The sequence below is a fragment of the Mycolicibacterium llatzerense genome, from assembly GCF_000878195.1.
GTDB lineage: Bacteria > Actinomycetota > Actinomycetes > Mycobacteriales > Mycobacteriaceae > Mycobacterium > Mycobacterium llatzerense.
The window spans coordinates 20,335-41,675 of sequence record NZ_JXST01000010.1; the positions used below are offsets into that span (position 1 = coordinate 20,335).

A 21,341-nucleotide genomic window follows, 5' to 3' on the forward strand; every position below is an offset into this window, starting at 1 on the left:
CGCGCCGGAGTCAGCGTGCCCGCGGCAGACCCAGCACGTGCTGGGCGATGATGTTGCGCTGGATTTCGGAGGTACCGCCGGCGATGGTGCCGCCGAAGCTGCGGGCATAGCGCTCGAACCAGCTGACGAAGTAGTGGTCGAGGTTCATGTGCTCGTACCGCCCCGACGTCGCGGGGTGGTTGAGACCCTCAATTCCCGCTGCTGACAATGCATTCTCCAGCGCGGTGCGCTCCGCCTCGGACCCGAGGAGCTTGAGCACCGACACCGATTGGGTGTTCATCTCGCCGCGCGACGCTCGGGCCAGCGCCGCCGACCCCATGGCACGCAGTGCGTGGTAGTCCATGATGGTCGTGGCGTACTGGTCCCGCTCGAGCGCCGTACGAGGCCGGAAGTCGGCGATCATGTTCGCGATGCGATCGGCGAAACCCAGCCACATCATCGTCCGCTCATGCCCGAGCGAACCGTTGGCCACCCCCCAGCCGCCGTTCAGCGGACCGACGAGGTTCTCCGCCGGAACCCTTGCGTCCGTGAAGAAGACCTCGTTGAAGTCCAGGTTCTCTTCGCTGCACAGGTCCGCGAACGGCCGGCACACCACGCCGGGGGTATCGGTCGGGATGATGAGCACGCTGATGCCCTTGTGCTTCGGGGCATCGGGGTCGGTACGAACGAACGTCAGCAGGAAGTCCGCGTCGTGTGCGCCCGACGTCCACACCTTCTGGCCGTTGACGACGAAGTGATCGCCATCGAGGACCGCTCGGGTGCGCAACGAAGCCAGATCGGAACCGGCGCTCGGCTCACTCATGCCGAGCGACGCGGTCTTCTCGCCCCGGAGCACCGGCACCGCCCAGCGATGTTTCTGCTCCTCGCTGCCGAACGTAAGCAGCGACGCCGCAATGATATTCACGCCCTGCGGGTTGAAGCTGTGGTAAATCCGGCGGCGGCACAGCTCATCGAGATGGACGAACTGCTGCACCACCGTCGCGTTGCGGCCACCGAACTCGGGCGGCTGGGCCGGCAGCAGCCAGCCGTTGTCGAACAGTAGCCGCTGCCAGTCACGAGCCCACTGCGGCATGTGCGAGACCGACCGGGGCCGCTCCAAAGTCTCTGTCTCCGTGGGCAGATGCTCGTCGAGGAACGCCGCGAACTCCGCGCGGAAGGCCTCGACGTCAGCGTCATACGAGAGTTGCACGGTACTCCTCTGCGATCATTGCGCGGTGTTCTGCGGCGCCGCCGAGCATCAGCTCGCCGGCCTTGGCGCGCTTGAGCGCGAACTGCAGGTCGTTCTCCCAGGTGAATCCCATGGCGCCGAAAGACTGCAGACCCTGCCGGAACACCAGGGCCTGACACTCCCCCGCCGATGCCTTGGCCATCGCCGAAGCCAGGCGCCGGCGCGGATCGTCGACACTGATCGTCAGCGCGGCGAAGTAGGACAGCGCCCGGGCCCGCTCGATGGCGACGTGCATGTCCGCGGCCTTGTGCTGGATCGCCTGGAACGAGCCGATCGGGACGCCGAACTGATGACGTTCCTTGACGTACTCCAGCACCAGATCGAGGATGCGCTGGCACGCGCCCACCATGGTGATCGCCATGCCGGTCAGCGCAACATGACGGGCGCGCTCGGCATCGGTCCCGAGGCGTTCGGAATCGGCTATCCGCACTCCGGCGAACGACAGGTCCGCGACGTGCAACACCGGGTCGAACACCAGGTCCCGCCGCACGTCCACCGCCGACGCGTCGACGAGGAAGACGCCGGCGGCGGTCACCACGGCGAGCCGCTCGGCACGATCACCGTCGAGCACATAGCGGGCGGTGCCGTCCAGTGCCCAACCACTACCGTCGCGTCGTGCCGAAACCCCTTGGTAGACGGCAGCACCGGCGTGTTGCGGGTCGAACCGATCGCCGGCCAGCGGCGCGAACTGGCTCATCGTGGCCAGGAATGGTGTCGGGTCGGTGGCGCGCCCGAGCTCCTCGAGCACGATGGCCAACTCGACAGCGTTCTCGGGCTCGGCCATTTCGGTCCAACCCGCCTCGAGCCACGTCTGCCAGAGCGGGGTCGGGTCGGCATCGTTCTCGGCGATGTCCCGGACCAAGGTCGGTGGGCACTGTTTGGTGACGGCGTCTCGGACCGTCTCCTGCCATAACCGCTGATCAGCGTCGAACTCCAAAAGCATGCAGCGCCTCCTACGGCTAATTTCGGTCGCGAAAGTGAGAATAGCATTCTCTTTTGAGGTAATTAAGATTTACACTGGGTCGAGAGCTCGGAAGGACGCCCTTGTGATCGAACACGACGACGGGACCCGCACCCCCGTCATCGATGCCAGCGTGCACATCTTCTTCGGATCAAACCGGGATCTGCGCGACGTGCTCCGTGAACCCTTCAAGAGCCGGGGCTTCCCCGACTACGAAATGGATTGGTACGGCGCACCCGGAGGCGAGTACGCCCCGGGCACCGAGGGACCCGACGGCCAGTACCCCGGCTCGGATCCGGACGTCGTCGGCCGCCACCTCTTCGAGCACCGCGGTGTCGATATCGCTGTGCTGCACCCGATGTCACGCGGCATCATGCCCGACCGGCACCTCGGCAGCGCCCTGGCCGCCGCACACAACGAGATGCTGGTGTCGCGTTGGCTGGAGCATCCCGAATTCGGCGAACGATTCCGCGGCACCATTCGCATCAACCCCGACGACATCCCCGGCGCGCTGCGCGAGATCGACAAGTACAAGGACCACCCGCGGGTGGTACAGCTCGGCATCCCGCTGCAGTCGCGGGAACTGTTCGGCAAGCCGCAGTTCTGGCCGCTGTGGGAAGCCGCGATCGAAGCGCAGCTGCCGGTGGCCGCCCACATCGAGGTAGGGGCGGGCATCGCCTCCGCCCCGACACCGTCGGGCGTCCCGAACACCTACGAGCAGTACGCCGGCTTCATGGCGCTGAACTACCTCTACCACCTGATGAACATGATCGCCGAGGGCGTGTTCGAGCGGATGCCGGAGCTCAAGTTCGTCTGGGCCGACGGCGCCGCCGACCTGCTGACCCCATTCATGTGGCGCATGGACTGTTTTGGCAGGCCACACCTCGAGCAGACGCCGTGGGCACCGAAGATGCCCAGCGACTATCTGCCCGGACACGTGTATTTCGTCCAGGGAGCGCTGGACGGACCCGGCGACACCGAATTCGCCGGCGAATGGCTGGGTTTCACCGGCAAGGACGACATGGTGCTGTACGGCTCGAGCTACCCGCACTGGCAGCTCAACGATCTCTCGCTGCCCAGCTCGTACACCGCCGAACAGCGCGACAAGTTGTACTGGCGAAATGCCGCCGAGCTGTATGGCATCGCGGTGCCGGTCGGCGTATGAGGAAGGAACGATCGCTATGAGTGTGACTGTCACGCAGCGCAAGCCCGCGGCCGAGCGCATCGCTGTCCGGTGTGTCGATTCCGATGTGCATCCGGCCCCCCGCCGGGGCGAGCTGATCCAGTACATCCCGGAACCCTGGCGCACCAAGTACTTCCTCAGCCGTAACGTCGGCGAACAGATCTACTACGACGCCCCCGACTACGCGCACACGTTCGCGATGCGCGTCGACGCCTTCCCACCGGACGGTGAGTTCGCCTGCAGCGATCCCGATCTCGCCTTCCAGCAGCTGATCATGCAGGCGGGCGCCGATATCGCGATCCTGGAACCCGCGGCGTACCCGGCGCGCATCGGCGGCGCCAATCATGCCCTCAATGTGGCGCTGAACGAGTGGCAGCTGAACCACTGGCTCGACAGCCACAACAACTGGCACGAACGCTGGCGTGGCTCGATCTGCGTGGCGATCGAAGAACCGCACGCCGCCGCCGCCGAGATCGAACGCCTGGCCGGCCACCCCTTCCTTGGCCAGCTACTGATCAAGGCCGAACCGCGTCCGGCATGGGGTGATCCGAAGTACGACCCGATCTGGGCCGCGGCCACCAAAGCCGACATGCCGGTGAGCTGCCACCTGTCCCGCAGTCACCACGAGGAACTCCCCATGCCGCCCGTCGGCATGCCCAGCTACAACCACGATTTCATGGTCACCTACTCGCTGCTCGCGGCGAACCAGGTGATGAGCATGATCTTCGACGGGCTGTTCGACCGATTCCCCACGCTGCGAATCGTTTTCGTCGAGCACGCGTTCACCTGGATCCTTCCGCTCATGTGGCGCATGGACAAGATCTACGAGGCCCGCAAGCCGTGGCTCGACATCAAGCGCAAGCCCAGCGACTACGTCAAGGACCACATCAAGTTCACCACCCAGCCGCTGGACTATCCGGAGGACAAGACCGAACTCACCCGGGCCTTCGAGTGGATGGAGTGCGAGAAGATCCTGCTGTTCAGCTCCGACTACCCGCACTGGACGTTCGACGACCCCCGCTGGCTCGTCAAGCACCTGCCCGAGCACGCGCGGGAAGCCGTGATGTTCCGCAACGGCATCGAGACGTACCGGCTCCCCACCACGGTGCCGGCGCTTGAGGGACAGGTCCGGGTGTTCTGAATTGAGCGAACCGAAAGAGCCCCGGCTGGCGCAGGGGCGCGAGCACGTCGTCGCCACCGTCGACGAAATCCCGCCGGGCACCCACAAATTGGTGCCCATCGGACGGCACGGCGTCGGCGTGTACAACGTCAACGGCGCGTTCTACGCCATCGCGAACTACTGCCCGCACGAAGGCGGCCCGCTGTGTTCGGGCCGTCCGCGCGGCCGGACCATCGTCGACGACAGCGTGCCGGGCGACGCCGTGATGGTTCGCGACCTGGAATTCATCTACTGTCCGTGGCATCAGTGGGGCTTCGAATTGGCCACCGGGACAACAGCAGTCAAGCCCGAGTGGAGCATCCGGACGTACCCGGTGCGGGTCATCGGCAACGACGTGTTGGTGCAGGCATGACGACGCAGACAACGCGACTGCAGCGCGGCGAGCAGGTCATCGAGATCAACGGCGGCAACGTCGTGTATGAAATCCTCGGCAAGACCGGTGATTTCATCGCATTGACGCCCGGGGGCCGGTTCAGCAAGGACATTCCAGGGCTCCGGCCGCTCGCGCAGGCATTGGCCAAGGGCGGCTACCGGGTGCTGCTGTGGGACCGGCCCAACTGCGGCAGGTCCGATGTGCAGTTCTACGGCCAGAGCGAATCCCACATGCGCGCCGAAACGCTGTACACCCTGATCTCCAAGTTGGGGATCGGCCCCTGCATCCTGGCCGGCGGGTCGGGTGGCGCCCGGGACTCGATGCTCACCGCGATGCTCTACCCCGAAATCGTCACCAAGCTGGTGGTGTGGAACATCGTCGGCGGCGTGTACGGCTCCTTCGTGCTCGGCTCGTACTACATCGTGCCGAGCATCCTGGCAGTCCGCGGAGCAGGGATGAAAGGCGTTGCCCAAGTGGACGAGTGGCGCGACCGCATTGCGGACAACCCGGCGAACGCCTCCCGGCTGCAGTCCTACGACGGCGACGAGTTCCTCAAGCTCATGCTCCGGTGGCTGAACGCGTTCGTGCCCAAACCCGGCCAGACGATCCCGGGGGTCGAGGATGAGATGTTCGAGAACATCACGGTGCCGACCCTGATCATCCGGGGCGGTGAGAACGACCTCGACCATCCGAAACGGACGTCGCTGGAAGTCAGCTGCCTCATCAAGGGTTCGCAGCTGATCGACCCGCCGTGGCCCGAAGATGCCTGGGAGCGGGCGAACGAGGCGCGGGCGGCCGGAAAGGTCAAGCACTTCAACATGTTCGACACCTGGGTGCAGGCCGCGCCGCCGATCCTGGAGTTCCTCCGCCGATGAGTTCACACCGTGCGGATGTGCACCTCACAGTTCAGCGACGCTTCGAGCGCCGTTTGGATGCGGCTCTCCGGAATCCGTTCCAGGTCGACTTTGGACAGGGTCACGGTGACGATGTCGAAGCCTTCGGTGCCGGGTTCGCGTGCCACGTCACCGGTGATCCCGAACCGCGACAGCACGCCGTGCGCGTCGTCATCGGTACCGCGGCTGACGTAGGTGACGACGCCGAGCTGCGGTGCGGTACCGAACGCCTTGGCGCACAGTGCGACACCGGCATCCGGCCCGCTTCCATCGATCAGCAGCTGCACCTGGCGGCGCCGGGGCGGCATCGCCGCCAGATCCACATCGAGTACTTCCACGCCCGCCGCGGTAGCGAGTTCCTTGAGGGCCGTCATGCCGTCCGCTAACCGCTCAGGCGTGAGTTCACCCACCGGGTCGACATCGACCCGCACCACCGCAGTGCGCATGCCGCTCAGCCTAACGGTGGCAGCGTGGCCGGGGCTGACCCCGCGACTGCTGCGCGTCGGCAGCGAGACTTACGACGACTACGTTGCCACCGGGGGCTATCGCGATCTCCATGACCCCGATGGCCTACTCGACGAGGTAGAACGATCCGGGCTGCGCGGACGCGGCGGCGCGGCCTTCCCCATGGCGGTCAAACTGCGCACGGTCCGCAACAACAGCCGTGGCCGGGGCGGCGCGGTCGTCGTCGCCAACGGCGAAGAGGGTGAGCCGGCGTCCATCAAGGACCGCTGGCTGCTGCGCAACCGGCCCCACCTGGTGCTGGACGGGTTGCGGCTGGCGGCGACGATCGTCGGCGCCCAGCGGACGTACGTCTATGTCTCGGACCCTGCCGCGGCCGCCAGCATGGAATCGGCTGTTGCGCAACGGAATGCGGTGCCGTCCGTCGAGGTGGTGACTGTCGCGCCAGGGTATGTCGCCGGCGAGGAGACCGCCGCCGTCCGCGCGATCAACGGTGGCCCTGCCAAGCCGACCGACAAACCACCGCGCCCGTTCGAGCAGGGTGTCGCCACGCTGCCCACGCTCGTCAGCAATGTGGAGACCCTGGCGAATCTCCCCTACCTGCACGCGCACGGTGGCCAGGAGTTCAGGTCCATCGGCACCGCGGACTCGCCGGGCACATTCCTCGCGACCGTCACCGGCGCCGGACGAGCACCTGCCCTCTATGAGCTGCCGCACGGCGTCAGATTCGCCGACGTCCTCGAACTGCATGGGGTGCCGGCCCAAATGGCAACGGGTGCCTTGATGGGCGGATACTTCGCCGGCCTGCTGGGCCCCAGTGTGTTGGATGCGACGCTGGACCACGAGGCTCTGCGCAGGTTGGGCAGCGGTCTGGGCTGCGGCGCCATCTCGATCCTGAACGGAGACTGCCCGGTGGCTGTTGCCGCAGCGGTGCTGGCGTATTTCGACCGGGAGAACGCCGGGCAGTGCGGGTCGTGCTTCAACGGCACCGCCGCGATGGCCGCTGCCGCCGGGGGCCTGCGCGACGGCGTCGCGACGGGTGACGACCTCACACGGCTGCGCCGGTGGTCACGGGAGCTGCGCGGGCGTGGTGCGTGCGCGACGCTGGATGGTGCTGCGAACATCGCGGCCAGCCTGCTGGACCAATTTCCCGCGGAAGTGACACGTCATCTGGAAAATGGTTGCCCAGCATGTCAATCCGGCGATTTCATCACCTTGCGGCCCTACGAGGTGGAGGAGGTGATGATGGCATGAGAATCCGCCTTGACCGGACGATGTGCGACGGGTTCGGTGTCTGCGCCAAACATGCGGCGTCGTACTTCTCCCTCGACGACTGGGGATACGCGACACTCGTCGGCACCGGCGACGTGCCTGAGGAAGACCGGCCCGCCGTCACGCGCGCACTTTTGGACTGCCCGGTGCACGCCATCGTGGAACTGACCGACCAGACCTCCGCACCACAGCCCGACACCGACACCGACACCGACACCCACGAAACAGAATGGGGAATCGTCCGTTGACTCGCATACCGCTGCCACAGGTGACGCCCGAGAACGAGTTCTATTGGACCGCAGGGGCGGACGGCACGTTGCGCATCACCGAATGCGACAACTGCAACGCCCTGATCCATCCCCCGGCACCGGCCTGCCGCTACTGCCGCGAGCGAAAGATGGGCATCCGCACGGTGTCCGGTCGCGCGACGTTGATCGGCTTCACGCTCAACGAGCGATTCAGCATTCCCGGGCTGCCGGCCCCCTATGTGGTCGCCCAGGTGGCACTGGTCGAAGATCCGCGAGTTCGCCTGACCACCAACATCATCGACTGCGATCCCGAGCAGTTGGCACTCGGCCAGCAGGTGGAAGTCGTCTTCGAGCAGCACGAGGACGTCTGGCTGCCGCTGTTCCGTCCGGTCGCCGACCAGCCGGCGCTGGCTCCGCTGCCGACCGATGCGATCGAACCGCAGGATTTCGCCAAACACGTGCGGCCGATGATCACCACCGAGAAGTTCGAAGACAAGGTGGCCATCACCGGCATCGGCGCCTCCCAGATGGGGCGCAGGCTGATGCTGGACCCGCTGGCGTTGACCATCGACGCGTGCGAGAACGCCATCGCCGATGCCGGGCTGACCCTCGATGACATCGACGGGCTGTCGACGTGGCCCGGCGCGGGTCTCCCCGGACCATTCGGTGAGGGCGGCGTGACTGCGCTGGAAACCGCCCTTGGCATCAAACCGACCTGGTACAACGGCGGCCCGGAAACGTTCGGTCCAGGCGGCTCGGTCGTCGCTGCCATGCTGGCCGTCGCCGGCGGGTTGGCTCGCCATGTGTTGTGCTTCCGCACCCTGTGGCAGGCCACCTATGACGAACTCATGAAGCAGGGCAAGGCCGCTCCGATGGGCGGCACCCGGACCACCAGTTGGCAGATGCCGTTCGGGGCGACGTCCGCCGCACATACCTTGGCGCAGAACGCACAGCGTCACATGCACCGCTACGGCACGCCGCGGGAGACGCTCGGCTGGATTGCGTTGAACCAGCGCGCCAATGCCGCGCTGAACCCGACGGCCATCTACCGCGATCCGATGACGATGGACGACTACCTGAATGCCCGGCCGATCACCACCCCGTTCGGGCTCTACGACTGCGACGTGCCGTGCGACGCGTCGATCGCGGTCATCGTGTCAGCCGTCGACGTGGCCCGCGACCTCGCCAAGCCGCCGATCCGGGTCGAAGCGGTCGGCACGCAGATCCTCGAACCGATCGAGTGGGACCAGAGCACGCTCACCCACGAGCCGCAGGTGCTCGGCCAGGCCGCCCACCTGTGGACGCGAACCAACTTGACGCCCAAGGATGTTGATGTCGCCGAACTCTACGACGGGTTCACGTTCAACTGCCTGTCCTGGATCGAAGCACTCGGCTTCTGCGGTATCGGCGAAGCCAAGGACTTCCTCGACGGCGGCACCAACATCGCCCGCGACGGCGTGCTGCCCCTGAACACCCACGGCGGTCAGCTGTCCCATGGCCGCACCCACGGTATGGGTCTGGTCCACGAAGCCATCACCCAGTTGCGCGGCGAGGCCGGCGAGCGGCAGGTCACCGATGCCCGCGTGGCGGTGGTCAGCAGCGGCGGCCTCACCCCCAGCGGGGTGCTTCTCCTGCGGACCGACTCATGACCGTCACGCCCCGGATGGTCCGCGTCGGCGACGTCATGATGTCAGGACTGATTGCCGAAGCCGACGCTCCGCGCGCCGTCATCGTCGCGGTGCACGGCGGTGGCAGCAGCGCAGCGTATTTCGATTGCCCCGGACACCCACGACTGTCGCTGATGCGCACCGCGGCGGCGCTCGGCTACACCGTCGTCGCGCTGGACCGCCCCGGGTACGGGGCATCGGACGCCTACCAGGACGCGATTGTGCGACCGGACCAGCGGGTCGCCCTGGCCTACGGCGCCGTGGACGCAATGCTGGGCTCACGTGATCGCGGGGCCGGCCTGTTCCTGCTCGGGCACTCCAACGGGTGCGAGCTGGCGTTGCGTATGGCTGTCGACGAACGCCCAGGTCTGACAGGTGTTTTCGGTATCGCGCTGGCCGGTACGGGGCTGCGCTACCAGGCCGCCGCCCTGGAGATGCTCAAGTCGGCGTCGGCCACCCACCGCCCGCCCGGGCTGCGCGAATTGCTGTGGCAACCGGCGGAGCTCTATCCGCCGCTGACGAACTCCCCCAATGCGCGCAGCGGTGCCCGGTACGAGGCCGCGATGGTCCAAGACTGGCCCCGCAGTGATTTCCCGGCGCTGGCCGCCGAAGTCCAAGTGCCTGTGCACTTCACTGTCGCCGAGCACGAACGGGTCTGGGAATCGGATCCGGGAGCCGTTGCAGCCATCAGCGAATTATTCACCGCCGCACCTCGTTTGACGGCCCACCGCCAGGTCGGAGCGGGCCACAACATCAGCGTCTCGGTGGGGGCTGCGGCCTACCACCTCACGGTCCTGTCGTTCATCGAGGAATGTCTGGCCACCCAGCGCAGCACCACAGTCACATTGGAGGTCGGTTAGTGCGAGTCGGGTTCATCGGTCTCGGCAGCCAGGGCGCGCCGATGGCGCGCCGCATCGTGGCAGCCGGATATCCGCTGACGTTGTGGGCCAGGCGGCCGGCCTCCGTCGAACCGTTCGCCGACACCGCGGCCAAGGTCGTCGGTACACCTACCGAGTTGGCTGCCGTCAGCGACTTGGTCTGCGTGTGCGTGGTCGGAGACGACGACGTCCGGCAGGTGCTGGACGGCGAACACGGCGTCTTCGCCGGACTGGCACCGGGTGGCACCGTCGCCATCCACAGCACCGTGCACCCCGACACCTGCCGCGAACTCGCCGAAACTGCCGCAGCCAAGGGAATTTCGGTGATCGATGCCCCGGTCAGCGGCGGTGGTCCGGCTGCCGCTGCCGGCCGCCTCCTCGTCATGGCCGGCGGCGATCAGAAGGTCGTGGAGCGCTGCCGTCCGGTGTTCGCCACCTACGCCGAACCGATCGTCCACCTGGGCGATATCGGATCCGGTCAGGTGACCAAGCTGCTGAACAACCTGCTGTTCACTGCCAACATCGCGACAGCGAAGTCGACGCTGGACCTCGGTGCGGCGCTGGGCGTCTCGGTAGACAGCCTCTCCGAGGTGATCACCCAGGGGTCGGCGAACAGTTTCGCGCTCGGCCGCATCGCGCAGTTCGGCGGCAGCCTCGATGTCCTCAAATCGGTGGCAGCCGATCTGCTGCGGAAAGACGTGACGCTGATCGCGAACCTTGCCGAGGCCGCCGGCGCCGAACCGGGCGCGGTGCTCGAATCCGCGGACGCGGCATTGGGTCTGATGGGCCGGACGCGGTGAACACGGTCGGCTTCGTCGGCGCGGGGCGCATGGGTGCTGCCATGGTTCGCCGCGTCGTCGCGGCCGGCCACCACGTGAACGTCCTGGCGCGCTCACCAGAGAAGGGCGCTGCCATCACCGAGCTGGGCGCGACGCCGGTCGGTGATCTGGCCGGCGTCTGCGCAGGCGCCGATGTGGTCGTCATCTGTGTCTTCACCGATGAGCAGGTCCGCGACGTCGCCGAAGCCCTGATCGCAGACCTGGACTCGCACACCGTCGTGGTCATCCACACCACCGGTAGCCCGCACACCACCGAGGCCATCGCCGCCCGCGGGGTGGACGTCGTCGACGCGGCAGTCAGCGGCGGCCCGCACGACATCGCGGCGGGCCGGTTGACGTTGTTCGTCGGCGGCTCCGCCGCTGCGGTCGAGCGGGTCCGGCCGGTGCTGGTCAGTTATGGCGACCCGATCATTCCCGTCGGGCCGCCGGGCGCCGGCCAGCGGGTCAAGCTGATCAACAATGCGTTGTTCGCCGCCCAGATCGGGTTGATCAGCGCCGCCGTCGAATTCGGTGAGCGGCTCGGCGTTCCCGAGTCGACGCTGCTGGCCGCTCTGCCGCACGCGAGCGCCGGTAGCCGTGCGCTGGACAGCATTTCGCGGGCGGGTTCTGCGGCGTCGTTCCGCGCGGCCATCGGCGAGTTCCTGAGCAAGGACGTCGCAACGGTCCGCGCCACCGCAGCCGAGTTGGGCGCCGGCCTGGGCGTTCTCGACACCATCATCGACACCGGCCTGGCGCCGACGGGAGGGACCAAGTCAGCATGACCGCAACGAAACTCGTCTTCGACCCGTTCTCCGAGGACTTCTTCAACGGGCCGTGGGAGACCTACCGGCGAATGCGCGCGGAAGCTCCGGTGTACTACAGCGAGGAACACGACTTCTACGCGCTGTCGCGCCACGACGACGTGGCACCCGCGTACCGCGACTTCGAGACCTATTCGTCGGCGTTCGGTGCTGACCTGGCGCAGGTGCGCACGGGCGTCGAAATGCCGGGCAACATGCGGATGATCATCTTCATGGACCCGCCCGAGCACCGGCACATCCGCAGCCTGCTCAACAAGGTGTTCACGCCACGCGCCATCCAGTCCCAGCGCGACATGGTGCGGACGAAGATCGACAAGTACCTGAACCGGCTCGACCCCAACGGATTCGACGCGGTGCAGGACTTCACCGGCCCCTTCCCGGTCGAGGTGATCACCGACATGATGGGCGTACCCGAGGAGGACGCCCAACAGGTCCGGTACTGGATCGATGAGTCGTTGCACCGTGAAATCGGCCAGGTCGAAACCTCCGAGCAGGGCATCCAGGCCTACCTCGACAGTGCGGCTTTCTATTTCGACCTGGCTCGGCAACGCAAGGACGCACCCGGTGACGACCTGATCAGCCGGCTGCTCGCCGCCGAGACCGAACGCGAAGACGGGACCGTCACCAAGCTCGAGGACTACGAGATCGCCGGCTTCGCTTCGCTGTTGGGCGGCGCCGGCGCCGAGACGGTGACCAAACTGGTCGGCAACGCGGTGTACCTGTTCGCCCGCCATCCGGAGCAGTGGCAGAAGCTGTTGGACGATCGGAGCAAGATTCCGGCGGCGATCGAGGAGCTGCTGCGCTACGAGGCGCCCTCGCAGTACAACGTGCGTCGCAGCATGAAAGACGTTCACCTGCACGGCACGACGATTCCCGAGGGCGCTCCGGTGTTCCTGCTCGGCGGCTCCGCCAACCGCGATCCCGACGTGTGGACCGACGCCGACACCTTCGACATCGACCGCAGTCACACCGAGGCCCAGAATCTCGGTTTCGGGTACGGCATCCACAGCTGTCTGGGCGCGGCGCTGGCGCGCATGGAGAGCGCCGTGGCGCTGGAGGCCCTGCTGGATTTCATGCCGCGCTACGAAATCGATTGGGACGGTTGCAAACGCGTCCACATGCAGAACGTCATGGGCTGGCAGAACGTCCCCGTACGGGTACTGCGATGAGCAGGGTGAGCGTCGACTTCGGGCTGTGCGAGAGCAACGGGGTCTGCGAGGGAATCATCCCCGAGGTGTTCCACCTCGACGACCAGGACTATCTGCACGTCCTGCAGGACGAGGTGACACCGGAAAACCGCGACCGGATCGTCGACGCCGTCCGCCAATGTCCCCGTCAGGCCATATCGATCACGGAGAATCCCGCATGAAGCCCTATCGTGTCGTGCAATGGACGACCGGCAATGTCGGCAAGAGCTCGGTCAAAGCCGTTGCCGCACATCCAGACCTGGAACTCGTGGGCTGCTACGCCTGGTCACCGGACAAGGTCGGCCTCGATGTCGGCGAGCTGTGCGGGATCGACCCCGTCGGGGTGGCCGCCACCAATGATGTTGCGGCGCTGCTGGCGCAGAAGCCGGACTGCGTGGTGTACAACCCGATGTGGGTCGACGTCGACGAAGTCGTGCGCATCCTCGAAGCCGGCGTCAATGTCGTTGCGACGGCATCTTTCATCACCGGACACAACTTGGGCCGCGACCGGGAGCGCATCATCGAGGCCTGCCGCGTCGGGGGCTCGACGATGTTCGGCTCCGGCGTCAGCCCCGGATTCGCCGAGCTGCTGGCAATCGTCGGCGCGATGGCGTGCGACCGGGTCGACAAGGTGACCATCGCAGAGTGCGCCGACACCACCTTCTACGATTCGCCCGCCACCGAAATCCCCTGCGGCTTCGGCATGCCGATCGATTCGCCCGACCTGCCGCCGATGGCCGCCGCGGGCACCGCGATCTTCGGTGAGGCGGTGCGGCTGCTCGCCGACTCGTTGGGCGTCGAACTCGACGAGGTCCGGTGCGAAGCCGAATACGCGCAGACCACAACGGATCTGGATCTCGGGTCGTGGACCATCGAGAAGGGTTGCGTGGCGGGCGTCGCCGCGAGCTGGCAAGGTGTGATCGCCGGCAAGACCGTCGTCGAACTCAAGGTGCGCTGGCGAAAGGGCCAGTCACTCGATCCCGATTGGCACCTCGACGCCGACGCGTGGACCATCACCATCGACGGCCGCCCGACCGTCACCATGAAGGTCGGCTTCCTGCCGCCACCGGACTTTCAGGCGACCACCATGGCTGAGTTCATGACCCTCGGCCACATCATGACCGCGATGCCCGCCATCAACGCCATCCCGGCCGTCGTCACGGCCGCGCCTGGCATCGCCACCTACAACGACCTACCGCTGACCCTACCGCGCATGAAAGGCCTTGCATGAAAGAAGGATTCGAGGGCCGGGTCGCCCTGATCACCGGAGCGGGCTCGGGCATCGGGCGCGCCACTGCCCTGGCATTCGCCAAGGCGGGCGCCCGCGTCGTCGCCACCGATATCAACGGCGAGGCGGCGCGGGAAACCGCGGAGTTGATCGGCGATGCTGCCATTGCCGTCGGCGCTGACATCTCCGACGAGGAATCCGTGGCACGCGCGGTGGCTGCGGCCCTCGATACCTACGGCCACATCGACGTGCTGTCCAACAACGCCGGCGTCATCGACACCATGGCGCTGCCCGCCGACACCACGCTCGCCGAATGGGACCGGGTCATCCGGATCAACCTGACCGGCACCTTCATCGTCACCCACGCGGTGCTGCCCCACATGCTCGGCCAACAGCGTGGCGTCATCATCAACACCGGCTCGGCCGCCGGGGTTCGTGGCGGCTCGGCGGGCGCCGCATACACCGCATCCAAGCATGGCGTGATAGGCCTGACCCGTAACATCGCCTGGTCGTACGCCACGGATGGCATTCGGTGCAACGCGATCCTGCCAGGCCCCACACTCACCGGAATCACCAGCAGCATCAGCGGATTCAACGAGACGGGTCAGGCCCGCCTGACGCCCATCATCTCGGCGGCCCCGAACATCGCCCTGCCCGAGCAGATGGCCGACGTGATCGTCTTCCTCGCCTCCGACGCCGCGGCATTCGTCAACGGTGCGATCGTGGCAGCCGACGGCGGGTGGTCGGCAGGCTGACGCCTGCCCACCATCAGGCCGCTGTCAGGCCCCGAAGCCCGCCAGGATCACCGCATTACAGTCCGCGGCAGACTGGCGGATTTTCGCCGCCGCCTGGTACGCGTCGGATTCGTACCAGGCGCGTGCGGCATCCACCGACTCGAACTCCAGCACGACGGTCTGGTTGCCGTGCCAGCTGCCCTCGAGCACCTGCGGGTTCTGGTCCACCGATACGATCGTGGCGGACGACATCGCCTTGCCGGCCAGCTTGGCGTACTCGGCCATACCGGCGGGGTCCTTGACGTCCTCGGTGAGGATCACATATCCCTTGGCCACTCGAATCTCCTTGACTAGTCGTTATTTTCGACGATTGCTTGTTCAGGGCAATTCACCATGGCATCGCGAACCGCAACTTCGAGATCGCCGGTCACCTCGGCCGGATCGGCGACGGCATAACCGTCGTCGGTCATGCTGAAGACATCAGGGCACAACGTCAGGCACATGCCGTGCCCGCGACACCGGTCTTCATCGACAACAACCTTCATGACGCGCTCCCGACCGGATCGAATTCGAGGTGGAGATCGATGATGCCACGCAGGATGTAGGTCGGGATGTACTGGTACTGACGGCTTCCCGCCGGCCCGTGGTGCGCATCAGAAATTCGGATGTCCGATGTTCGGTCCAGTAACCGCTCCAGGGCCACGCGCGTCTCGGCCCGTGCCAGCGGCGCACCCGGGCAGCTGTGGATACCGCGCCCGAACGCCAGGTGCTGGCGGGCGTTCTTACGCTCGGCATCGAAGGTGTCGGGATCCTCGAACCGTCGCGGATCCCGGTTGGCCGCACCGTTGATCACCATCAGCGTGCAGCCCGCTCCGATCGCCTCGTCGCCGATGGTGGTCGGCACGCGCGAGAGCCGGAAGTCGCCCTTCACCGGACTCTCGATGCGCAGGCACTCTTCGATGAAGTTCGGCAGCAGGCTGCGGTCTGCCCGCAGCTTGGCCTGAATGTCGGGTTGCTCGCCGATGACCTTCAGCGCGGTACTGAGCAGCCGGACCGTGGTCTCCTGTCCGGCCGAGAACACGTTCGTGGCCACGCGCACCACGTCGTCCACCGTCGGCATGGTGCCGTCGGGGAACGTCGCGGTGGCCAGGCCGGTGAGCACGTCGTCGCGCGGTTCGCGGCGGCGATCCTCGACGTAGACCGCGAAAGCCTCGTAGAGATACTCGAACGGCGTCTTGGAGAGCGTCTTGTCGTCGGTGCTGCCCAGCCCGCCGCCATGGGTCCCCTTCGCGAGGCGCTCGAGCAGCTCGGGGCAGTCCTCGTCGGGAACACCGAGCAGGTCCGCGATGACGCGCAGCGTGAACGGCCCGGCGAACCCCTTGATGAACTCACCTTCGCCGGGCGCCAGGAAGTCGCCCAGCATGTCGTCGGCGATCCGCCACATCGCGTCCTCGTTCTCCTTGAGGCGCTTTGGGGTGATCAGCCGCATCAGCAGTGCGCGGTGATTGGTGTGCGTGGGCGGGTCCAGCGTGGGCAGCTGATCGCTGTACGGGATCTCGTCGCGGTGCTTGACGATGAGGTCGCTGACATCATCACCCTCGAGCGGCACCGGGAACCCCGGGAACGGGCCGGTGACCGAGATGCACGACGAGAAGGTGTCGGCGTCGTTGTAGACGTCGACCGCCTCCTGCCAGCCGGTGACCATCGTGACGCCGTAATGCTCCTCGCGAGCCACCGGACACTTGTTCCGCAGGGCCTCGTAAAACGGGTACGGGTCATCGGTCAACCGACCATCCCGGAAGAAATCGACCGCGGTGAGGTCTTCCGACACGCGTCCTCCATTCCAAACCAATTCAGATGAGAATATCATTCTCATTCTTGATGATTAGATTTCCACAGCAGTTCGCCGACGTCAATGCGGCTGATCACTGGATCGGTTCGTCACCGAGCACTGTGGTGCGCAACATCTCGCGCGGCGAGCCAGGGTCGTAGGGCGCAGCCCGGTGCAGCACGCCACGGTTGTCCCAGATGACGGTGTCCCCCACCGACCACGTGTGGCTGTACACCTTCTCGGGAACCGTTGCGCGCTCGAGCAGTTCGGCGAGCAGCGCGCGTCCCTCAGCCAGGTCCATGCCGACGATGTAGTCCGCCGACGCACCGAGTACCAGCGACCTACGGCCGCTGCGGTGCGTCCAGACCAGCGGATGCTCGTGTGTGCGCCGCGACCGCCACGCCGCCAGCATCTCCGGTGACAGGTCCGGAGTGACGCGGCGTTGCGAAGCCTCCAGCGAATGGACCACCCGCAACCGCCCGCAATGATCCTGTTCGTCGGCGTTCAATTCGTCATATGCACCATAGGAATTGGCGAACTCGGTCTCACCGCCGCTGGCCGCCACCGCGACGGCCGAGAGCACCGTCGCCTGCTGTGGGCAGGTGTCGTCGATAGGCGTGCAGCCGTCGATGTGCCAGTCGAACGTCGCCCGCAGATAGGCCGCCGAGGCGTTCTTGGACGTGTCGAGGGTGATCGGGTAGATGCCCGCGACCGGATGATGGCCGTCCGAAGAGTGATCGACATGTCCAAGCCTGCGGCAGAACGCGACCTGCTCGTCCGGACCGAGCTGCAGACCCGGAAAGACCAGTACGCCGTTGTCCTCCAAGGCATCCAGCACCGCTGCCGCCAGCACATCGTCGGCGGCCAATCGCCCGGCATCGATGCCGAGCACTTCCGCCCCGACCGACGACGTGAGCTTGTTGATGGTCAGCAGGCTCATGGCACTGGCGCCCCGACGCGATTCATGACGGCATCGGCGGAGTCGGCCGGCTTCTGCGTGCCGAAGATCTCGACGGCCATCGAGACCATGATCATCGAGTAGATGAGGTGCAGCAGGTTGAGCGCGTCGTCCGGCAGGTCGTCGAGCCCGAACTTGTCGCAATAGTCGATGGCCTCTTCGAAGCGCGGGGTGAACGCGTCGTAGAACTCTCGAATCTCGACCATCGGGGTGCTCAGGCGCATGTCCCAGCGTTCGGGTTCTGTTGCTAGGCAACACTTCTCCGCGAACGGCTCGAACTCGGCGAACGCGCTGGGCAGTCGTGCTTCCGCCATGATCACACTCCCACCGGCGCACGCTGAGCCTGGTACTGCTCGACCCAGTCGACAGACACCTTGTGCAGATGACGAACCAGGATCTCCTGATCGGACAGCGGATAGTCGTCGACGACGTCGTATTCCAGCGCCGCCTGGGTGCCGCCGAGCATGCCGGCGTCCTGAAGCGCGAATTCCTTGAGCACCACCGAGGCGACCTCGTGCTCGATGCGTTCACGGACGGAGCGCGCTGGGTGAAATGCGTTGTACGCCTCGAACTTATGGGTGTTGTGCGAGGTCGGCCAGTAGCGGTACAGCAGATACCAGCCGTGGTAGATCAGGATCTCCAGATTCGGGAAAATCTGGAAGTTGGTGATGCCCCACGGTTCGATGCCGCCGGGGTTCAGTCCGGCCGAGAAATGGGTGTCCGGGGTACGCCACGGCCCCACCAGACCGCTGCGCGTGACCCGTTCGACCGGATACATGTAGTCGGGATCGAGCTTCCAGCGCCGGGTACCCGCGGTCGACACGAGCCGGTGCGGACCGTCGATCTGAAAGTGCCCGCACTCGAAACTGGCGTTGGGTTGGCGCACCGCGCTGGGCACCTGCTGCGAGTGCAGCGAGGGCACGTGGTAGTACTCCTGGAACGCATCGGCGAAGATTTTCCAGTTGCTGTTGTTCTCCGCCGCAAAGTCATAGCGCTCGGTCATCAACCCGAACGGGTAGTCGTCGAGCGCCGTGATCATCGGGCCGAGGAACTCCCGCAGACTCCACTGGGGCTCGGGATCGAAGTTGATGAAGATGAAACCGTTCCACACCTCGCAGTGCACGGGCTTGAGCCCATACTGCGAGCTGTCCAGCCCGAAGAACTCCCCCTCCTGCTGGACGAAGGTCAACTCGCCTTTGAGGTCGTAACGCCAGCCGTGATACTTGCAGGTGAACTGGCGGCAGCCGCCTCTGGTCTCCTCGCCCGGAAAGTCGTTCCATACCAACTTGTTTCCACGATGCCGGCAGATGTTGTAGAAGGCGCGAATCTCGTCGTCCCGGCCCTTCACCACGATCACCGACGTCCGGGCCGCATCGATCTCTTTGGTGAAATAGCTGCCGGCTCGCGGCACTTCCTCGATCCGGCCGACGTTGAGCCAGGCGCGTTTGAAGACCGCTTCGCGCTCGAGTTCGTAGAACTCCGGCGAGATCGAGTCGCGAAACGAAATCGGCCCGGTGCCGAGTTCGGGATAATGCTCGGTCCAACTGCCTTCAGCCGGTTTCGGCCACTTAGCCATGAACTCCTCCTCGAAGTTGTTGCCTCACATCACTGCCCCACCGTTGACGCCCAGGGTCTGTCCGGTGATGAAGCCCGCCTCCGGCGAGCACAGGAACCCCACCGCCGCGGCGATGTCGTCACCGGTACCGAGATGTCCGACCGGGATGCTGGCCGCCATCTGTTCGTTGGGCGGCAGGTTGCCCGTCGCCTGCGACTGGTGCTGCATCGGTGTCTCGATGCCCGACGGCGGTACGTTGTTCACGGTGATCCCGGACGGGCCATATTCGCGCGCAAGCGATTTCGTCAGCGACAACAGCGCACCCTTGGAAGCTGCGTAGTGCGCCATGCCCGGTGATCCGCGCTGTGCGCTCGACGACGAGATCATCACGATGCGGCCCCATCCCGCCGCCAGCATGTCGGGCACCGCGACCTGACAACAATGGAACGTGCCGGTGAGATTCACGTCGATCAACCGCTGCCAGGCCTGGACGGTGATATCGGTGAACGGCGCGAAGTCCACCACACCGGCGCTGGTGACCAGAATGTGCACGGGCCCGAACTCGCTGCGCACCTTCGCGAAGGCATCCTCCACGGATGTGCGGTCACTGACGTCGACGGCGATCCCGATCGCCGCCACCCCGTCGGCGCGCAGATCCTCGGCAACCCTTTGTGCCGCTTCACTGTTCACATCAAGGACAGCCACCCGGTGTCCCCGCCGGCCCAGCTCATGGCAGGTCGCCTCGCCCATTCCCGAGGCCCCGCCGGTCACCACAGCCACGCGTGTCATGTGCACTCCTACTCGTAAACCACTCGAACGGTTCTGCTGGTCGGCATGGACTGACAGGTCAGCACCCAGCCGTCGGCGACCTCGTCGTCGTCGAGAGCATCGTTGTTGATCATGTGCGCGCTGCCTTCGACGATGCGGGCCATACACGTTCCGCAGGAACCGGTTTCGCACGACGACGGCGCCCGCAGGCCCGCGATGCGGGCTGTCTGCAGCAGGGTGTTGCCGGACCGGTATTCCACGGTCGTCTTGCGGCGGTCGAGTTCGATGGTGACTTCCTCGGTGACCGATGCCGCCGCGTCGGCAGCCGATACCGCGGCGACCTGGAAGCGCTCCAGGTGAATCCGGGTCCGGGGCGTTCCGGTCTGCATGACGGCGGATTCCACGGCGTCCATGAACGGCCCCGGCCCGCAGATGTAGTACTCGGCATCACCGGCATCGGCGATGAAGGACGCGATGGCCTCAGGCTGCACGACGCCGTCGACGTCGTCGAGGTGGTGCCGCACGGCGAGTCGGTCCGGATGCGATTTCGCCAGAGCGCCAAGGGAATCGGCGAAGATCACCGAGTCGCGACTGCGGTTGGCGTAGAACAGCCGGATGCGGCGGGAAGTCCCGGCCAGCGCGGCGCCGATCAATGAGTGGATCGGCGTGATCCCGCTGCCACCCGCGAAGGCCACGATGTCGCGGTCCGCCGCACTCAGGACGAATCGCCCTTCCGGCGGTGCGGCCTCGATGTGATCGCCGGCCGTGGCCGTGTCGTTCAGCCAGTTCGAGACGAGCCCGCCCCCGTCACGCTTGACAGTGATCTGCAGGTCGTCTCCATTGTGGGGCGACGACGACATCGAGTAGCACCGCCGGTGCTGGTCCCCGGCCACCTGCACCCGCAGGGTCAGGAATTGCCCTGCCTGGTAACGGAATCGGGGCGCGCAATCTTCGGGGATGTCGAGAACCAACGACACCGCGTCGCCGGTTTCCCGCACCACCCGCTTGATACGCAGTGACGCGAAATCGTCTGCTAGATCAGCCATCCCCTCGACAGTATCAAGTACTTGTTATTGATATCAAGTGGTTGATAATG

The 21,341-nt window shown here is 66.0% G+C and carries 25 protein-coding genes; 14 read left to right on the forward strand and 11 right to left on the reverse strand.

The genetic code is table 11. From position 1 onward, the window contains the following. Positions 1 to 10: 10 nt before the first annotated feature. Both TL10_RS08880 and TL10_RS08885 read right to left on the reverse strand, forming a co-directional pair. Positions 11 to 1,189: an acyl-CoA dehydrogenase family protein gene (locus TL10_RS08880; protein ID WP_043985371.1), complete on the reverse strand. Its 1,179-nt coding sequence runs from the start codon at positions 1,187 to 1,189 to the stop codon at positions 11 to 13. Beyond that, positions 1,173 to 2,171: an acyl-CoA dehydrogenase family protein gene (locus TL10_RS08885; protein ID WP_043985372.1), complete on the reverse strand. Its 999-nt coding sequence runs from the start codon at positions 2,169 to 2,171 to the stop codon at positions 1,173 to 1,175. Before TL10_RS08885 ends, TL10_RS08880 begins: the two co-directional genes overlap by 17 nt. A 103-nt stretch (positions 2,172 to 2,274) precedes the next feature. Between TL10_RS08885 and TL10_RS08890 the strand changes: the two genes are divergently transcribed. Genes TL10_RS08890 through TL10_RS08905 form a run of 4 tightly spaced genes read left to right on the forward strand, consistent with a single transcriptional unit; the run spans position 2,275 to position 5,800 of the window. Beyond that, entirely contained in the window at positions 2,275 to 3,354 is a 1,080-nt protein-coding gene (locus TL10_RS08890) for an amidohydrolase family protein (protein WP_043985373.1), read from the forward strand. Positions 3,355 to 3,370: 16 nt separating this feature from the next. Continuing rightward, entirely contained in the window at positions 3,371 to 4,513 is a 1,143-nt protein-coding gene (locus TL10_RS08895) for an amidohydrolase family protein (protein ID WP_043985374.1), read from the forward strand. 1 nt (position 4,514) lies between these two features. Next, positions 4,515 to 4,904 carry a Rieske (2Fe-2S) protein gene (locus tag TL10_RS08900; protein WP_043985375.1) on the forward strand — a complete coding sequence of 130 codons (390 nt, stop codon included), beginning with the start codon at positions 4,515 to 4,517 and terminating at the stop codon, positions 4,902 to 4,904. Further along, complete coding sequence (locus TL10_RS08905; RefSeq protein WP_043985376.1) at positions 4,901 to 5,800, forward strand: alpha/beta fold hydrolase; 900 nt, start codon at positions 4,901 to 4,903, stop codon at positions 5,798 to 5,800. The genes TL10_RS08900 and TL10_RS08905 overlap by 4 nt, the downstream gene beginning before the upstream one ends. A 2-nt stretch (positions 5,801 to 5,802) precedes the next feature. Here the strand turns inward: TL10_RS08905 and TL10_RS08910 are convergent, their stop codons facing one another. Beyond that, positions 5,803 to 6,264, reverse strand: a complete 462-nt coding sequence (locus tag TL10_RS08910; RefSeq protein ID WP_043985377.1) for a hypothetical protein — start codon at positions 6,262 to 6,264, stop codon at positions 5,803 to 5,805. Between TL10_RS08910 and TL10_RS08915 the strand changes: the two genes are divergently transcribed. The 10 genes from TL10_RS08915 to TL10_RS08960 are packed head-to-tail and all read left to right on the forward strand — an operon-like array spanning position 6,263 to position 15,154. Further along, a complete protein-coding gene (locus TL10_RS08915) occupies positions 6,263 to 7,534 on the forward strand; it encodes an NADH-ubiquinone oxidoreductase-F iron-sulfur binding region domain-containing protein (protein ID WP_043985457.1) in 1,272 nt (423 codons plus the stop codon). The two genes, TL10_RS08910 and TL10_RS08915, sit on opposite strands and share 2 nt — an antisense overlap. Then, positions 7,531 to 7,800: a ferredoxin gene (locus tag TL10_RS08920; protein WP_043985378.1), complete on the forward strand. Its 270-nt coding sequence runs from the start codon at positions 7,531 to 7,533 to the stop codon at positions 7,798 to 7,800. Before TL10_RS08915 ends, TL10_RS08920 begins: the two co-directional genes overlap by 4 nt. Beyond that, the gene (locus tag TL10_RS08925; RefSeq protein WP_043985379.1) at positions 7,782 to 9,449 is read left to right on the forward strand and encodes a thiolase C-terminal domain-containing protein; all 1,668 of its coding nucleotides are present in this window, start codon (positions 7,782 to 7,784) and stop codon (positions 9,447 to 9,449) included. The genes TL10_RS08920 and TL10_RS08925 overlap by 19 nt, the downstream gene beginning before the upstream one ends. Then, positions 9,446 to 10,327 carry an alpha/beta hydrolase gene (locus TL10_RS08930; RefSeq protein ID WP_043985381.1) on the forward strand — a complete coding sequence of 294 codons (882 nt, stop codon included), beginning with the start codon at positions 9,446 to 9,448 and terminating at the stop codon, positions 10,325 to 10,327. The genes TL10_RS08925 and TL10_RS08930 overlap by 4 nt, the downstream gene beginning before the upstream one ends. Then, positions 10,327 to 11,145: an NAD(P)-dependent oxidoreductase gene (locus tag TL10_RS08935; RefSeq protein WP_043985382.1), complete on the forward strand. Its 819-nt coding sequence runs from the start codon at positions 10,327 to 10,329 to the stop codon at positions 11,143 to 11,145. Before TL10_RS08930 ends, TL10_RS08935 begins: the two co-directional genes overlap by 1 nt. Further along, positions 11,142 to 11,945, forward strand: a complete 804-nt coding sequence (locus tag TL10_RS08940; RefSeq protein ID WP_082067898.1) for an NAD(P)-dependent oxidoreductase — start codon at positions 11,142 to 11,144, stop codon at positions 11,943 to 11,945. The genes TL10_RS08935 and TL10_RS08940 overlap by 4 nt, the downstream gene beginning before the upstream one ends. After that, positions 11,942 to 13,153: a cytochrome P450 gene (locus TL10_RS08945; RefSeq protein ID WP_043985383.1), complete on the forward strand. Its 1,212-nt coding sequence runs from the start codon at positions 11,942 to 11,944 to the stop codon at positions 13,151 to 13,153. Before TL10_RS08940 ends, TL10_RS08945 begins: the two co-directional genes overlap by 4 nt. Then, a complete protein-coding gene (locus tag TL10_RS08950; RefSeq protein WP_043985384.1) occupies positions 13,150 to 13,353 on the forward strand; it encodes a ferredoxin in 204 nt (67 codons plus the stop codon). Before TL10_RS08945 ends, TL10_RS08950 begins: the two co-directional genes overlap by 4 nt. After that, complete coding sequence (locus TL10_RS08955; protein ID WP_043985385.1) at positions 13,350 to 14,402, forward strand: NAD(P)H-dependent amine dehydrogenase family protein; 1,053 nt, start codon at positions 13,350 to 13,352, stop codon at positions 14,400 to 14,402. Before TL10_RS08950 ends, TL10_RS08955 begins: the two co-directional genes overlap by 4 nt. Beyond that, positions 14,399 to 15,154, forward strand: a complete 756-nt coding sequence (locus tag TL10_RS08960) for an SDR family NAD(P)-dependent oxidoreductase (RefSeq protein WP_043985386.1) — start codon at positions 14,399 to 14,401, stop codon at positions 15,152 to 15,154. Before TL10_RS08955 ends, TL10_RS08960 begins: the two co-directional genes overlap by 4 nt. Positions 15,155 to 15,178: 24 nt before the next feature. Here the strand turns inward: TL10_RS08960 and TL10_RS08965 are convergent, their stop codons facing one another. From TL10_RS08965 to TL10_RS09000, 8 genes are all read right to left on the reverse strand, one after another. Then, on the reverse strand, positions 15,179 to 15,469 hold the full coding sequence (locus TL10_RS08965) for a DUF1330 domain-containing protein (RefSeq protein WP_043985387.1): 291 nt from the start codon (positions 15,467 to 15,469) through the stop codon (positions 15,179 to 15,181). A 14-nt stretch (positions 15,470 to 15,483) separates the two neighbouring features. Then, positions 15,484 to 15,678, reverse strand: coding sequence for a ferredoxin (locus TL10_RS08970; protein ID WP_043394926.1), 195 nt, complete (start codon positions 15,676 to 15,678; stop codon positions 15,484 to 15,486). Beyond that, a complete protein-coding gene (locus TL10_RS08975; protein WP_043394924.1) occupies positions 15,675 to 16,964 on the reverse strand; it encodes a cytochrome P450 in 1,290 nt (429 codons plus the stop codon). Before TL10_RS08975 ends, TL10_RS08970 begins: the two co-directional genes overlap by 4 nt. Positions 16,965 to 17,058: 94 nt before the next feature. Beyond that, a complete protein-coding gene (locus TL10_RS08980) occupies positions 17,059 to 17,904 on the reverse strand; it encodes a TauD/TfdA dioxygenase family protein (protein WP_043985388.1) in 846 nt (281 codons plus the stop codon). Then, on the reverse strand, positions 17,901 to 18,236 hold the full coding sequence (locus TL10_RS08985) for a hypothetical protein (protein ID WP_043985459.1): 336 nt from the start codon (positions 18,234 to 18,236) through the stop codon (positions 17,901 to 17,903). The genes TL10_RS08980 and TL10_RS08985 overlap by 4 nt, the downstream gene beginning before the upstream one ends. A 2-nt stretch (positions 18,237 to 18,238) precedes the next feature. Then, positions 18,239 to 19,498 (reverse strand): aromatic ring-hydroxylating oxygenase subunit alpha, encoded by a 1,260-nt coding sequence (locus TL10_RS08990; protein WP_043985389.1) that lies wholly within the window; start codon positions 19,496 to 19,498, stop codon positions 18,239 to 18,241. 24 nt (positions 19,499 to 19,522) lie between these two features. Beyond that, a complete protein-coding gene (locus TL10_RS08995; protein ID WP_043395295.1) occupies positions 19,523 to 20,266 on the reverse strand; it encodes an SDR family NAD(P)-dependent oxidoreductase in 744 nt (247 codons plus the stop codon). A gap of 8 nt (positions 20,267 to 20,274) precedes the next feature. Further along, positions 20,275 to 21,291 carry a ferredoxin--NADP reductase gene (locus TL10_RS09000; protein ID WP_043985390.1) on the reverse strand — a complete coding sequence of 339 codons (1,017 nt, stop codon included), beginning with the start codon at positions 21,289 to 21,291 and terminating at the stop codon, positions 20,275 to 20,277. Positions 21,292 to 21,341 lie beyond the last annotated feature (50 nt).